The following is a 14686-nucleotide window of genomic DNA, read 5'->3' on the forward strand; positions in this document are numbered from 1 at the left end:
AGATCCAAATGTGGGAGGGGGCTTGCCCCCTCCCACTCTTTGTTGTCATAGCGGGTCAGGCGTTGGTTTTTAAGGCAGGCTCTTCCACCGGCACATGCATCCGGTCGCGATTGGCCAATGTCGGGAACAGCTTGATCCACACCCCGGTCACCACCAGCGTGCCAATCCCACCCATGACCACGGCGGGCACGGTGCCGAACCAGTGCGCGGTGATCCCCGATTCGAACTCACCCAATTGATTGGACGCGCCAATAAACAAGCCGTTGACCGCACTCACCCGCCCGCGCATTTCATCCGGCGTCTCCAGTTGCACGAAGGAGGCGCGGATCACCATGCTGATCATGTCCGCCGCGCCCAGCACCACCAGCACCGCCAGGGAAAACCAGAACGAGGTGGACAGGCCGAAAGCGATGGTCGCCACGCCGAACACGCCGACGGCGGTGAACATCACGCGGCCAACCTTGCGGTCCACCGAGAAGAGCGCCAGCCACAACGACATCAACAACGCGCCCACCGCCGGTGCCGAACGCAACAGGCCCAGGCCCCAGGCGCCGGTCAGCAGGATGTCCTTGGCGAACACCGGCAACAAGGCCGTGGCGCGCCCAGCAGCACGGCGAACAGGTCCAGGGAGATGGCGCCGAGGATGTCCGGGCGGCTGCGGATAAAGCGGATGCCGGCCAGCAGCGAATCCAGGGTGGCCTTGCCTTTGTTCAGCGGGGTCTGGCGGGCGGGCAGGTTGAGGGTCAGCACGCAGGCGATGATGTACAACACCACCGTGGGCCCATACACCCAGACACTGCCGAACGCATAGAGCAAACCGCCGAGCGCCGGGGCGACGATGGTGGCCAGTTGCTGGGCCGACTGTGAAGACGCCACCGCACGCGGGAACAGCGCGCTGGGCACGATGCTCGGCAGCAGCGCCTGGGTGGTCGGCATTTCAAAGGAACGCGCCGCGCCGAGCAGGAAGGCTAGGATAAAGATCATCTCGCGGGTCACGTTGCCGGTCAGGCCGCCAATGGCGAGGGACAGGGCAATCAGCGCCTGCACGGTCTGGCAGATGGCCGCGACCTTGCGCCGCTCATAGCGGTCGGCGACGTGCCCGGTGTGCAGCATGAACAGTACGCGCGGCACGAACTCCACAAGCCCGACCAACCCCAAGTCCAGCACATTGCCGGTCAGTTGGTAGAGGTTCCAGCCGATGGCCACGGTGAGCATCTGGAAGCCGCTGGCGGTGAAAATCCGTGCCAGCCAGAACGCGATGAAAGGGCGGTGATGACGCAACAGCAACACGGGTTCACTAGGCATCGGGAATTCGGGTCGAGGCGGGAGGGAGCGTCGAGATTATCATCAAGCTGTAACAAGTAGTTGCAAGATCTGGGCTGAGGCAAGCTGTCACGCGGCAAAAGACCACATAACTGGACACAGAAAATGGGACTACTCTTTCAGCAATGCTTGATCCAGATCAAAACCTCCGTGGGGATTGACCTGGCGGCCGCAAGGCCAGAATCCCTACGTGGCTGGTTAAAAAAAGAAACGAATTGAAATTCGCCACACTCCATATCCGTGGGGGCAGTGGGTGCAGGCTCCCGCCAGCAGCCGGTATTACCTGACAGAGGAAGACTTATGTTCGGTTTGGAGGCGCTAGATCTCGCCCGAATTCAATTTGCGTTCACTATCTCGTTCCACATCCTGTTCCCGGCGATCACCATCGGCCTGGCCAGTTACCTTGCGGTGCTGGAGGGCTTGTGGCTCAAGACCCACAACGACACCTACCGTGACCTCTACCATTTCTGGTCGAAGATCTTTGCCGTCAACTTCGGCATGGGCGTGGTCTCGGGCCTGGTCATGGCTTATCAGTTCGGTACCAACTGGAGCCGCTTCTCGGATTTCGCCGGCGCCGTCACGGGGCCGCTTCTGACATACGAAGTGCTTACGGCCTTCTTCCTCGAAGCCGGTTTCCTTGGCGTGATGCTGTTCGGCTGGAACAAGGTGGGGCGCAAGCTGCACTTCTTCTCTACCGTGATGGTGGCCGTCGGTACGTTGATCTCGACGTTCTGGATCCTCGCGTCCAACAGCTGGATGCAGACGCCCCAGGGTTTCGAAATCATCGACGGTCGCGTGATTCCGACCGACTGGCTGGCGGTGATCTTCAACCCCTCGTTCCCTTACCGCCTGATGCATATGGCCACCGCAGCCTTTGTGGCGACCGCGTTCTTCGTCGGTTCTTCGGCGGCCTGGCACTTGCTGCGCGGCAAGGACAACCCGGCGATCCGCAAGATGCTCTCGATGGCCATGTGGATGGCCCTGATTGTCGCGCCTATCCAGGCGGTGATCGGTGACTTCCACGGGCTCAATACCCTGGAGCACCAACCGGCAAAAATCGCCGCGATTGAGGGCCACTGGGAAAACAAAGGCAATGAGCCAACCCCGCTGATCCTGTTTGGCTGGCCCGACATGAAGGCCGAAAAAACCAAGTACGCGGTGGAAATCCCGTACCTGGGCAGCCTGATCCTGACCCACTCCCTGGACAAACAGGTGCCGGCCCTCAAGGAGTTCCCGCCTGAGGATCGCCCCAATTCGACCATCGTGTTCTGGTCGTTCCGGGTCATGGTCGGCCTGGGCTTCCTGATGATCTTCACCGGTCTGTTCAGCCTGTGGCTGCGTCGCGGCGACAAGATGTACACGTCCAGGCCGTTCCTGTACCTGGCGTTGTGGATGGGCCCGTCCGGCCTGATCGCGATTCTCGCCGGTTGGTTCACCACCGAAATCGGTCGCCAGCCGTGGGTGGTCTACGGCTTGATGCGCACGGCGGATGCCTCGTCCGGGCATAGCCTGGCGCAGATGACGATTACCCTGGTGTTGTTCGTGGTGGTGTACTTCGCGCTGTTCGGCGCCGGGCTGGGCTACATGATGCGCCTGGTGCGCAAAGGGCCTCAGACCCACGAAGGCAGCGAACCGACCCATGGCGGCCCTGGCCAGAAACGCACTCCGGCCCGTCCGTTGTCGGCCGCCGATGACAGTGGCGATGACGACCACGCCCACATCCAGCACAAGGGGAATTGAGATGGGTATTGATCTTCCGCTGATCTGGGCCGTGATCATCATCTTCGGCATCATGATGTACGTGGTCATGGACGGCTTCGACCTGGGCATCGGCATCCTCTTTCCGTTTATTCCCGGCAAAGTCGACCGTGACGTGATGATGAACACCGTCGCCCCGGTCTGGGACGGTAACGAAACCTGGCTGGTACTCGGCGGCGCGGCGTTGTTCGGCGCGTTCCCGCTGGCCTATTCGGTGGTGTTGTCGGCGCTGTACCTGCCGCTGATCCTGATGCTGATCGGGCTGATCTTCCGGGGCGTGGCCTTCGAGTTCCGCTTCAAGGCCAAGGACCACAAGCGTCACCTGTGGGACAAGGCATTCATCGGCGGTTCGCTGGCGGCGACGTTCTTCCAGGGCGTGGCGCTGGGCGCGTTTATCGACGGAATTCCGGTGGTCAATCGCCAGTTTGCCGGCGGCTCATTGGACTGGCTCACGCCCTTCACGATGTTCTGCGGCGTGGCGCTGATCGTTGCTTACGCATTGCTGGGCTGCACCTGGCTGATCATGAAGACCGAAGGCCCCCTGCAGGAGAAGATGCACAACCTGGCGCGGCCATTGGCGTTCGTGGTGTTGGCGGTGATTGGCATCGTCAGTATCTGGACGCCGCTGTCGCACCCGGAAATCGCTTCGCGCTGGTTCACCCTGCCGAACCTGTTCTGGTTCCTGCCGGTGCCGATCCTGGTGCTGGTGACCATGTACGGGCTGATCCGCGCCGTAGCGCGTAACGCGCACTACACGCCGTTCCTGCTGACGCTGGTGTTGATCTTCCTCGGCTACAGCGGCCTTGGGATCAGCCTGTGGCCAAATATCATTCCGCCATCCGTGTCGATCTGGGACGCGGCCGCACCGCCGCAGAGCCAGGGCTTCATGCTGGTGGGCACGTTGTTCATCATCCCGTTCATCCTGGGCTACACCTTCTGGAGCTACTACGTGTTCCGCGGCAAGGTCACCCACGAAGACGGTTACCACTAGGAGGGTCGTTGCATGTCCGGCAAACCTACGTTGCACGAGATTGAACAGGCCGAGAAACAGCCGTTGTGGCGGCGCCTGGGGTGGCTGGCGATGATCTGGACTGGCAGTGTGCTGGCCTTGTTCATCGTGGCCAGCCTGATGCGCATGTTCATGAATGCGGCCGGCCTGACCACTCACTGACATCCCGATCCGGGCCTCGCGGCCCGCTGCCTGCTGACTTGAGGGGCAAGCCCTGTTCTTCTTCCGGAAGGGCGGGGCTTTTTTATTTGCGCGCCTTGAGGATGACGAACTTCGGTGTGGCGGCCACTTGCTCGACGCCGCGGAACAGCCGCGCCAATTTGCTGTGATAACCCAGGTGACGGTTGCCGACGATATAAAGCGCGCCGCCCACCACCAGTGCTTCCCGCGCTTGCTGGAACATGCGCCAGGCAAGGAAGTCACCGACCACTTGCTGCTGGTGGAACGGCGGGTTGCACAGCACCACATCCAGGGAGTCGGGCTCCTGACCGGCCAGACCATCGGCGGCACGCACGGCTACGTTGCGCTCGCCGAGGGCGGCATGCCAGTTCTCAAGGGCCGATTGCACGGCCATGTACGACTCGTCGACCAAGGTGTATTGGGCGTCGGGATTTTGCAGCGCGCTGGCAATCGCCAATACGCCGTTGCCGCAGCCCAGGTCCGCAACGCGTGCACTGCCCAGGCCTTTAGGCAGGTGCGGCAGGAAGGCGCGGGTGCCGATGTCCAGGCCTTCGCGGCAGAACACGTTGGCGTGGTTGAGCAGTTCGATAGCGGGTGTTTCAAGGTGATAGCAGGTGGGGTAGGGCGAGACCGCCGCAGGACGTTCTTGCTCCGTGGCAATCAGCAGCCGCGCCTTCTTGACCGCGAGGGAGGCGTGCATCGGCCCGATGTAACGCTCCAGCAACTCACCGGCCGCACGGGGCAGGTGCTTGACCATTGCCCCCGCGATGACTTCGGCGCCCGGTGCGAGTTGGCCTTGCAGGCGGATCAGTTGTTCTTCCAACAGTGCCAGGGTCTTGGGCACGCGGATCAGGACTCGGTCAAAAGGGCCGGTCGGCCGTTGGTTGGCAGGCACAAAAGTCACCGCATCAAACGCCTTGCCATTGCGCACCAGGTTTTTTTCCAGGCCCTGGGCGGCGAGAAACGAGTCGCCGCTGGAGGTGACCTGTACCTGGCCTTCAAGGCTGGCCGCCAACGCACCAAAGCTGTCATTGAGCACCAGCACACGCGTCGAGGCGCTCGGCTGTTGTTCGGCCAGATGGCTGAGCAGGTACTCGTCGGCGGCATCAAAGGCTTGCAGCGGATCGTTGTGTTGCTCTGGCTGGCGGATCAGATCGAGCTGGGCGAAGGGGCTGTCGAGCAGGGGCATGGCGGGGGAGGCTCTGGGTAATCGGTGGGGGTTCGGCAGTGACCTGCGCAACCATCTGAGTGAACAACGGGCGGCACCCTTGGGGCTGCTCAGCACTCAGAATTGGGCGTAAATGTTACGTTTTTTCCACGGGGATTACATGCGGTGTTTCAACGTCGGTTAAAACAGCCCCGCTTTCGAGGCACAGAGCACGGCGGCGATCTTGTTGTTGACCCCCAGTTTTTTGAAGCAACTGCAGATATGAAAGCCCACCGTACGTTCGGACAGGCACAGGATGGCGGCAATATCTGCGGCCGTCTTGCCCAAGGCAGACCACTTGAGGATTTCGGTTTCGCGGGGGGTCAATTTGCTAGCAGGGTTGAGGCTTGGCGCGTCTGCGTAAGTCCGCGCCACGACTGCATGCATCGCATGGCACAGCCACAGGACCTGGCCGGCTTTTTCATAAAGTTCTTCCGGAGTGACTTCACCGCTGCTGCGGCCCAGGGTCAGCATGCTGAACACCCCCTGGAAATCATGCACAGCTTGAGTCCAACCCAGGTGTACGCCAAACGATTGGGCTAAAGACCATAGGTCAGGTGAGTCTTTAAAGGTTTTTTCCTCCCAAACAAGCGGTAATACACAGCGTTTGCAATGTGTCACCACGGGATCAACGTCAAAGAAGTGGGCTTGGTTATACCGTTTGTTCCATTCGTCTGGGTAATTATTGATTTGGATGGGCTTCGTTTGGTTGTTGGGTAGCTGAGAACTCATCGTAAAGGAACAGTACTGGAAGCCGAGTGCGTAGGTGTGGTTGACGGCCATTTCGAACAGACTGGTGGCCTCGCTCTCGCCTTCCAGCTTGGGAAGTCGTGTGTTGCGCCAGTTAACCATTTGTAACTCTCCATGGGGTTCTGCTTGACATGGGATACGTCCTGAATTCCCAAAACTGCACGGAAATTAGTGTAGGACATGAGATACATCGCACGAGGATATTTTCGCTCTTGCAGGGCGGCGTTTAAGAATTGTTCCCCATGTCCATGAATGAGTCTGGTAATGGCTTAGTTGGTTTTTTTCGATTTTTTAGTGAGTTAAAGCGCGTGTGCCGAATCAACTTAGAGTGTGCTTGGAGCTAGGGCGAAGGGCTTAATAGCGAATTGATTAGATCGTTATTAAATTGCCACTACCCGGTCGCTGCGAGATGCCACTACAAACCACCGGTGTTTCCGTGCGCGACTTTGAGGGACACTAGGGCACCTGTAGAACGGAGCCCCCCATGACGGCCAGTGCTGAGAAATTTACCCGCCAGACCTTGCTTGATGTGCAATCGCTGACCCCCAGCCTGTTTACGCTGCGCACCACCCGTGACCCGGGGTTCCGTTTTACGGCGGGTCAGTTCGTGCGACTGGGCGTGACCAAGGCGGATGGCAGCACGGTATGGCGCGCCTATTCGGTGGTGTCCTCGCCGTTTGATGAGCACTTGGATTTCTTCTCGATTGTCGTCCCCGGCGGCGAGTTCACCAGTGAGCTGAGCCGCTTGCGTGTGGGCGATACCTTGATGGTGGAGCGCCAGGCGACGGGGTTCTTGACCCTGAACCGGTTCGTCGATGGCCGTGACTTGTGGATGTTGGCGACGGGGACTGGGGTCGCGCCGTTTTTGTCGATCCTGCAGGACTTCGAAGTCTGGGAGAAATTTGAGCGGATCGTTCTGGTGTACAGCGCACGGGAGGCCAGGGAGCTGGCCTATCAGTCGCTGATCAAGGAGCTGGGTGAGCGCGAGTACCTTGCTGAGTACGCCCACAAGCTGACCTACGTCCCCATCGTGACCCGCGAGCACTATCCGGGCGCATTGAGCGGGCGTATTACCACCTCGATTGAAAACGGTGAGCTGGAGCGCGCAGCCGGCGTCGAGCTGAGCCCGGAGCATTCGCGCGTGCTGATTTGCGGCAACCCGCAGATGGTCGACGACACCCGCCAGTTGCTCAAGCAGCGCGACATGCAACTGAGCTTGAGCCGCCGGCCAGGCCAGGTGGCGGTGGAAAACTACTGGTAATAAAAAAGGCGCCTCAAGCAGGCGCCTTTTTTCCAAGCCGGGCCGGGTTAAAGCGGCTTGTCGTTCTGTGCCTTGAGCAGATCGCGGATCTCGCCCAGCAACAGCTCTTCCTTGGTTGGCGTCGGCGGCAGGCTCGGTGCTACAGCCTCTTCGCGCTTGAGGCGGTTGATGGCCTTCACGCCCATAAAGATCGCAAATGCAACGATCACGAAGTCGATTACGCTCTGGATAAACTTGCCGTAGGCCAGGACGACGGCGGGTACATCGCCTTGAGCCGCCTTGAGGGTGATCGCCAAGTCGCCAAAATCCACGCCACCGATCAACAGACCAATGGGCGGCATCACCACGTCGCCTACAAACGAGGAAACAATTTTGCCGAAGGCGGCACCGATGATGATACCGACGGCCATGTCGACCACATTACCTTTGACCGCGAAGGCCTTGAACTCACTGATCACGCCCATAGGTTATTCCTTGTTACAGATGAGAAGGGTGGAGCTGAGTGTAAGTCAGTCATTGGGGGCTTGCGCGACACAACTGCTAACACTGTCAGTTTTAATCGACACATTAAAACGCAAATAGTTTGCAAAGTGCCACCAATCGCGCGCGAAATACTCGCTGTTTCAGTGGCTTACCACATTAATTTCTTAATCGCCCTGGTGGTGTTTTTCTATTTATCTTCTGACTCCCGGGTCACTAGCCTCTGGCAAGCACAACTGAATGTGCACGAAAAAAACCAGAGGAAACCTTGATGAAAACTTCGATGAGCCGCAGGCCAATACTGGCGCGAAACGCGCTGGCGTTGGCGACTGCCAGCCTGCTTTCCCTGTCGGTGCAGGCCGCCAACCTGACCCGCGATAACGGCGCCGCCGTCGGTGACAACCAGAACTCGCAAACCGCTGGCGCCAATGGCCCGGTGTTGCTGCAAGATGTACAACTGATCCAGAAGCTGCAGCGCTTCGACCGTGAACGCATCCCCGAGCGCGTGGTGCATGCACGTGGCACAGGCGCCCACGGTACCTTCACCGTGACCGACAACCTCAGCGACCTGACCAAGGCCAAAGTCTTCGCTGCGGGTGAAGCCACCCCGGTATTTGTGCGCTTCTCGGCCGTGGTTCACGGCAACCACTCCCCGGAAACCCTGCGTGACCCACGCGGTTTCGCCACCAAGTTCTACACCGCTGACGGTAACTGGGACCTGGTGGGCAATAACTTCCCCACGTTCTTCATCCGTGACGCCATCAAGTTCCCGGACATGGTGCACGCGTTCAAGCCGGACCCGCGCACGAACTTGGATGACGACTCCCGTCGCTTTGACTTCTTCTCCCATGTTCCCGAGGCCACGCGCACGCTGACCGAGTTGTACTCGGACTCCGGCACGCCAGCCAGTTATCGCGAAATGGACGGTAACGGCGTACATGCCTACAAGTTGATCAACGCCAAGGGCGAAGTGCACTACGTCAAGTTCCACTGGAAGAGCCTGCAAGGCATCAAGAACCTTGATCCCAAGCAAGTCACCGAAGTGCAGGGGCGTGATTACAGTCATATGACTAACGACTTGGTCACCCATATCAACAAGGGCGACTTCCCCAAGTGGGACCTGTATGTGCAAGTGCTCAAGCCCGAAGACTTGGCCAAGTTTGATTTCGACCCATTGGACGCCACCAAAATCTGGCCGGACGTGGCCGAGCGCAAAGTCGGGCAAATGGTGCTGAACCGCAACCCGGCGAACGTGTTCCAGGAGACCGAGCAAGTGGCCATGGCCCCGGCCAACCTGGTGCCGGGCATCGAGCCATCGGAAGACCGCCTGCTGCAAGGCCGGGTGTTCTCCTACGCCGACACCCAGATGTACCGCCTGGGCGCCAATGCGCTGCAACTGCCGATCAATGCCCCACGGGTCACCGTCAACAACGGTAACCAGGATGGCGCGATGAACTTCGGCAAGACCACCAGCGGCGTGAACTACCAGCCAAGCCGCCTGATGCCACGGGAAGAGCCGCAAACTGCGCGCTACAGCCAGTCGGCGCTGGCGGGCAGCACCCAGCAGGCGAAGATCCAGCGCGAGCAGAACTTCAAGCAGGCCGGTGATCTGTATCGCTCCTACACCAAGAAAGAGCAGCAGGACTTGATCGACAACTTCGGCGCTCCCTGGCCACTACCGATGACGAGAGCAAGCACATCATCCTGTCGTTCCTCTACAAAGCGGACCCGGCGTACGGCACGGGCGTGGCCAAGGTCGCCAAGGGTGACCTGGCCCGCGTGAAGGCGCTGGCTGAAAAACTGACTGACTGACGTTGGTGACGGTCGACGCGCTGGTTGAGGCGTCGACCCTTGGCAGGAGAATCCCATGCGTATTTCGATCGGTTTACTGATGGCCATGCTGGCCTTTGTTGCCCATGCCGAATCCCCCGAGCCGGCAGCACTCAAGGCCCAGCTGCAGGATTATTACTTCGACGCCGCCCGCCGTGGCGACCTCGATATGCTCAACACCTTTATCGACTCCGGCTACAGCCTCAATACCCAGGATGACAAGGGCTACACCGCGCTGATCCTTGCCGCCTACCACGGCCAGGGCCCGTTTGTGGAGCGCTTGCTCGATGCCGGTGCCGACGCCTGTGTGCAGGACAAACGCGGCAACACCGCGCTGATGGGCGCGATCTTCAAGGGCGAGCTGAAAATCGCCCAGCGCCTGCTGGCCACCGACTGCAACCCCGACCAACGCAACGGCGCCGGGCAGACGGCCGCCATGTATGCCGGCCTGTTCAAGCGCATCGAGTTGCTGGACGAGTTGAAAGCCAAAGGCGCGGACCTCAACGCCGAAGACCCGATCGGCAACAGTGCTTCGCGATTGGCCAGCGGTGAAATCCGGACCCCGGCGCGCGCTGAGCTATCATCGCGGTTTTTCGGTTGGAGGTTCTCAAATGGCAAAGGCCAAGCGCATGTACGGCTGCACAGAGTGCGGCGCGACCTTTCCCAAGTGGGCCGGCCAGTGCGGCGAATGCGGTGCGTGGAACACCCTGACTGAAACCATGATCGAGAGCGGCGGTGCTGCTGCGCCCACTGGCCGTGCGGGATGGACCGGGCAGCAGGCACAGATCAAGACCCTGGCCGAAGTCAGTGTCGAAGAAATCCCGCGCTTCTCTACCGCCTCGGGCGAGCTGGACCGGGTGCTCGGCGGCGGCCTGGTGGACGGCTCGGTGGTGCTGATCGGCGGCGACCCTGGCATCGGCAAATCCACCATCCTGCTGCAAACCCTGTGCAGCATCGCCAGCCGCATGCCGGCGCTGTACGTCACCGGCGAAGAATCGCAGCAACAAGTGGCCATGCGTGCCCGTCGCCTGGGCTTGCCCCAGGATCAGTTGCGGGTCATGACCGAGACCTGTATCGAAAGCATCATCGCCACGGCCCGTATCGAAAAGCCCAAGGTGATGGTGATTGACTCGATCCAGACGATTTTCACCGAGCAACTGCAGTCGGCGCCGGGCGGCGTGTCCCAAGTGCGCGAGAGTGCGGCGCTGCTGGTGCGGTATGCCAAGCAGAGTGGCACGGCGATCTTCCTGGTCGGCCACGTGACCAAAGAGGGCGCACTGGCGGGGCCGCGTGTGTTGGAGCATATGGTCGACACCGTGCTGTATTTCGAGGGCGAGTCCGATGGCCGCCTGCGCTTGCTGCGGGCGGTGAAAAACCGTTTTGGCGCCGTGAATGAACTGGGTGTGTTCGCCATGACGGACCGCGGGCTGAAAGAAGTCTCCAACCCATCGGCGATTTTCCTGACGCGAGCCCAGGAAGAAGTCCCTGGCAGCGTGGTGATGGCAACGTGGGAAGGCACCCGGCCAATGCTGGTCGAAGTCCAGGCGCTGGTGGATGACAGTCACCTGGCCAACCCGCGCCGGGTCACGCTGGGTCTGGATCAGAACCGCCTGGCGATGTTGCTGGCGGTATTGCACCGTCATGGCGGCATTCCGACTCACGACCAGGACGTGTTCCTCAACGTGGTGGGCGGGGTCAAAGTGCTGGAGACCGCGTCCGACCTGGCCTTGATGGCCGCGGTCATGTCCAGCCTGCGCAACCGGCCATTGCCCCACGACCTGCTGGTGTTCGGTGAAGTTGGTCTGTCGGGCGAAGTGCGCCCGGTGCCGAGCGGCCAGGAGCGCTTGAAGGAAGCGGCCAAGCATGGCTTCAAGCGCGCCATCGTGCCCAAGGGCAATGCGCCGAAGGAAATGCCGCCAGGGTTGCAGGTGATTGGGGTGACGCGCCTGGAACAGGCGTTGGATGCCTTGTTCGAGTAATCACCAACACTGCAAAACCAAGGTGGACTGTCAGGTCTCCAGCAACGCGGCCAGCTCCCGATCCAGTTCTTCCTGATCGCCCAGGTTCAACTCGATCAGCCGCCGCAAGTGGCTGATCGAGTCCAGGTCGATGTGTTTGCATACGAAGCCCAACTGACCATGCTCTTCGTGGGTAAGGCGTACCTGCATCTTTATATGGGCCTTTGGATCCAGGCGAATATCGACCTCGAACGGCAGCGCCTTATTTCCCTTCCACTCTTCAGGCCGTTGCGCCAACAGCCCCTTGAGCGATAAATCCACCAATTGCACTGGCCATTCGTTGCCGTTTTGCCGCAGTTCGGTCTTGGCATCAAAAGCAATCCGGCGAAAACGGCGGCGGTCAGACGCTTGCTCGGTCATGGTGAAACCCTCTGTGGATAAAAGGATTGTAGCCCTGCGCCATCATCGGGCGGTTTTTTCTGCTTTTTTCGCCGCTGCAAGGCTCTAGACCAACGTAGGGGGGTGGCCTTTAAGGCCAACAGCGCTAAACTCCGGATGGCTGTCCTTTCTGTCCACCCTGGCTGGAATATAAAAATGAAAAATAATAATAGCCTGCTACGCCACCTACCCTGGCTGGTGCTGGCAATTGTAGGAGCGTACGCCCTTGGCGTAGTGGCATTGCGCCGCGGCGAGGCGATCAACGCCTTGTGGATTGTGGTCGCGGCTGTGGCCATCTACCTGGTTGCATATCGCTACTACAGCTTGTTCATCGCTAATAACGTGATGCAACTCGATCCACGGCGGGCCACCCCCGCAGTGGTCAACAATGACGGTCTGGACTATGTGCCGACCAACAAACACATCCTTTTCGGTCACCACTTTGCGGCCATTGCCGGCGCAGGCCCGTTGGTCGGTCCAGTATTGGCTGCGCAAATGGGCTACCTGCCCGGCACGCTCTGGCTGATTGCCGGCGTGGTGCTGGCCGGTGCGGTGCAGGACTTCATGGTGCTGTTCCTGTCGACCCGTCGCAACGGCCGTTCCCTGGGAGACATGGTTCGCGAAGAGATGGGCCGTATTCCGGGGACCATCGCGCTGTTTGGCTGCTTCCTGATCATGATCATCATCCTTGCGGTGCTGGCGCTGATCGTGGTCAAGGCCCTGGCGGAGAGCCCATGGGGCATCTTCACGGTGATGGCGACCATCCCGATTGCGATGTTCATGGGCATCTACATGCGCTACATCCGCCCGGGCCGCATCGGCGAAATCTCGATCATCGGCGTGCTGTTGCTGCTGGGCTCGATCTGGCTGGGCGGGCAGATTGCTGCTGATCCGGTCTGGGCCAAGGCCTTCACCTTCACCGGGATCCAGATCACCTGGATGCTGATCGGCTACGGCTTCGTTGCCGCAGTCCTGCCGGTGTGGCTGATCCTGGCGCCTCGCGACTATCTGTCTACGTTCCTGAAAATCGGCACCATCATTGCCCTGGCAATCGGCATCCTGGTCACCATGCCCGACCTGAAAATGCCGGCCCTGACCCAGTTCATCGACGGCACCGGCCCGGTGTGGAAGGGCGGCCTGTTCCCGTTCCTGTTCATCACCATCGCCTGTGGCGCGGTCTCGGGTTTCCACGCGCTGATCTCCTCGGGCACCACGCCCAAGTTGTTGGCCAATGAAAGCCACGCCCGTTACATCGGCTACGGCGGCATGTTGATGGAGTCGTTCGTGGCCATCATGGCTATGGTTGCTGCTTCGGTGATTGAGCCTGGCGTGTACTTCGCCATGAACAGCCCGGCAGCGATCGTCGGCACTGACGTGGTGACCGTCGCGCAAACCGTCAGCAGCTGGGGTTTTGCAATTACCCCTGAAGCGCTGTCGGCCGTGGCCCATGACATCGGTGAAACCACCATCCTGGCCCGCGCCGGCGGTGCACCGACGCTCGCGGTGGGTATCGCGCAGATCCTGCACAGTGTGTTGCCGGGTGAAAACACCATGGCGTTCTGGTACCACTTTGCAATCCTGTTCGAAGCACTGTTCATCCTGACGGCGGTAGACGCCGGTACCCGTGCCGGTCGCTTCATGCTCCAGGATTTGCTCGGTTCCTTCGTTCCGGCGCTCAAACGTACCGAATCCTGGACCGCCAACCTGATCGCGACCGCCGGTTGCGTGGCGATGTGGGGTTACCTGCTGTACCAAGGCGTGATCGACCCACTGGGCGGTATCAACACCTTGTGGCCACTGTTCGGTATCTCCAACCAGATGCTGGCGGGTATCGCGCTGATGCTGGCGACAGTCGTGCTGATCAAAATGAAACGCCAACGCTACATCTGGGTGACCATGCTGCCGGCTGTCTGGCTGCTGATCTGCACCACCACGGCGGGCTTCATCAAGCTGTTCGACGCCAACCCGGCGATTGGCTTCCTGTCGCTGGCCAAGAAATACAGTGATGCCCTGGCCAACGGCCAGATCCTGGCCCCGGCCAAGAGCATCGACCAGATGCAGCACGTGATCTACAACGCTTACACCAACGCAACGCTGACGGTGTTGTTCCTGTTCGTGGTGTTCAGCATCCTGTTCTATGCGCTCAAGGTCGGTATCGCCGCCTGGGGCAACAAAGAACGTACGGATAAAGAAGCCCCGTTCCAGGCTGTGCCGGACGCATGATCGAGGATTGCAACCATGTTCAATGACATCAGTCGCCTCGGTAAATACCTCGGTCAGGCCGCGCGCCTGATGGTCGGCATGCCCGACTACGACACGTACGTCGAGCATATGCAAACCAAGCACCCGGACAAGCCGATGATGGACTACAAGGCGTTCTTCCGGGAACGCCAGGAAGCCCGTTACGGTGGCAAGGGTGGGCCCAAGTGCTGTTGATTTAAGGTAACTCCCCTGTGGGAGGGGGCTTGCCCCCGATAGCGGTGTATCAGTGA

The 14686-nt window shown here is 60.2% G+C and carries 11 protein-coding genes and 3 pseudogenes; 9 read left to right on the forward strand and 5 right to left on the reverse strand.

Annotated elements, in window-relative coordinates; translation table 11 throughout:
* Positions 1–55: 55 nt before the first annotated feature.
* A pseudogene (locus IQK56_RS00555) lies at positions 56–1305 on the reverse strand (MFS transporter).
* 318 nt (positions 1306–1623) lie between these two features.
* On the opposite strand from IQK56_RS00555, the gene IQK56_RS00560 reads away from it, so the two are divergent.
* The 3 genes from IQK56_RS00560 to IQK56_RS00570 are packed head-to-tail and all read left to right on the forward strand — an operon-like array spanning position 1624 to position 4252.
* Positions 1624–3063 carry a cytochrome ubiquinol oxidase subunit I gene (locus tag IQK56_RS00560; RefSeq protein ID WP_099584737.1) on the forward strand — a complete coding sequence of 480 codons (1440 nt, stop codon included), beginning with the start codon at positions 1624–1626 and terminating at the stop codon, positions 3061–3063.
* A 1-nt stretch (position 3064) separates the two neighbouring features.
* Entirely contained in the window at positions 3065–4072 is a 1008-nt protein-coding gene (gene cydB / locus IQK56_RS00565) for a cytochrome d ubiquinol oxidase subunit II (RefSeq protein WP_122307493.1), read from the forward strand.
* Between the two features lie 12 nt (positions 4073–4084).
* Positions 4085–4252 (forward strand): DUF2474 domain-containing protein, encoded by a 168-nt coding sequence (locus IQK56_RS00570; protein WP_099584739.1) that lies wholly within the window; start codon positions 4085–4087, stop codon positions 4250–4252.
* 82 nt (positions 4253–4334) lie between these two features.
* Here the strand turns inward: IQK56_RS00570 and IQK56_RS00575 are convergent, their stop codons facing one another.
* Complete coding sequence (locus IQK56_RS00575) at positions 4335–5459, reverse strand: methyltransferase (RefSeq protein WP_193863993.1); 1125 nt, start codon at positions 5457–5459, stop codon at positions 4335–4337.
* Positions 5460–5618: 159 nt separating this feature from the next.
* On the reverse strand, positions 5619–6329 hold the full coding sequence (locus IQK56_RS00580) for a helix-turn-helix transcriptional regulator (protein ID WP_193863994.1): 711 nt from the start codon (positions 6327–6329) through the stop codon (positions 5619–5621).
* Between the two features lie 382 nt (positions 6330–6711).
* On the opposite strand from IQK56_RS00580, the gene IQK56_RS00585 reads away from it, so the two are divergent.
* Positions 6712–7488 carry a ferredoxin--NADP reductase gene (locus tag IQK56_RS00585; RefSeq protein WP_150675933.1) on the forward strand — a complete coding sequence of 259 codons (777 nt, stop codon included), beginning with the start codon at positions 6712–6714 and terminating at the stop codon, positions 7486–7488.
* A gap of 47 nt (positions 7489–7535) precedes the next feature.
* On the opposite strand, the gene mscL is transcribed toward IQK56_RS00585, so the two are convergent.
* Positions 7536–7952, reverse strand: coding sequence for a large-conductance mechanosensitive channel protein MscL (gene mscL, locus IQK56_RS00590; RefSeq protein WP_056858221.1), 417 nt, complete (start codon positions 7950–7952; stop codon positions 7536–7538).
* Between the two features lie 287 nt (positions 7953–8239).
* Here mscL and katB point away from each other — a divergent pair.
* The 3 genes and pseudogenes from katB to radA all read left to right on the forward strand — a co-directional run bounded on the left by katB (position 8240) and on the right by radA (position 11777).
* Positions 8240–9780: pseudogene (gene katB / locus IQK56_RS00595) on the forward strand (catalase KatB).
* Between the two features lie 55 nt (positions 9781–9835).
* Positions 9836–10366 (forward strand): annotated as a pseudogene (locus IQK56_RS00600) (ankyrin repeat domain-containing protein); the annotation flags it as partial.
* Positions 10367–10409: 43 nt separating this feature from the next.
* Entirely contained in the window at positions 10410–11777 is a 1368-nt protein-coding gene (gene radA / locus IQK56_RS00605) for a DNA repair protein RadA (protein ID WP_032884669.1), read from the forward strand.
* Positions 11778–11807: 30 nt separating this feature from the next.
* Here radA and IQK56_RS00610 read toward each other — a convergent pair whose 3' ends face one another.
* Positions 11808–12176, reverse strand: a complete 369-nt coding sequence (locus IQK56_RS00610; protein ID WP_122307486.1) for a PilZ domain-containing protein — start codon at positions 12174–12176, stop codon at positions 11808–11810.
* 174 nt (positions 12177–12350) lie between these two features.
* Here IQK56_RS00610 and IQK56_RS00615 point away from each other — a divergent pair, with 174 nt between their 5' ends.
* Positions 12351–14417, forward strand: coding sequence for a carbon starvation CstA family protein (locus IQK56_RS00615; protein ID WP_193863995.1), 2067 nt, complete (start codon positions 12351–12353; stop codon positions 14415–14417).
* Positions 14418–14432: 15 nt separating this feature from the next.
* Entirely contained in the window at positions 14433–14630 is a 198-nt protein-coding gene (locus IQK56_RS00620; RefSeq protein WP_003176208.1) for a YbdD/YjiX family protein, read from the forward strand.
* The last annotated feature ends 56 nt before the right edge of the window (positions 14631–14686 follow it).

Source organism: Pseudomonas cyclaminis (assembly GCF_015163715.1).
GTDB lineage: Bacteria > Pseudomonadota > Gammaproteobacteria > Pseudomonadales > Pseudomonadaceae > Aquipseudomonas > Aquipseudomonas cyclaminis.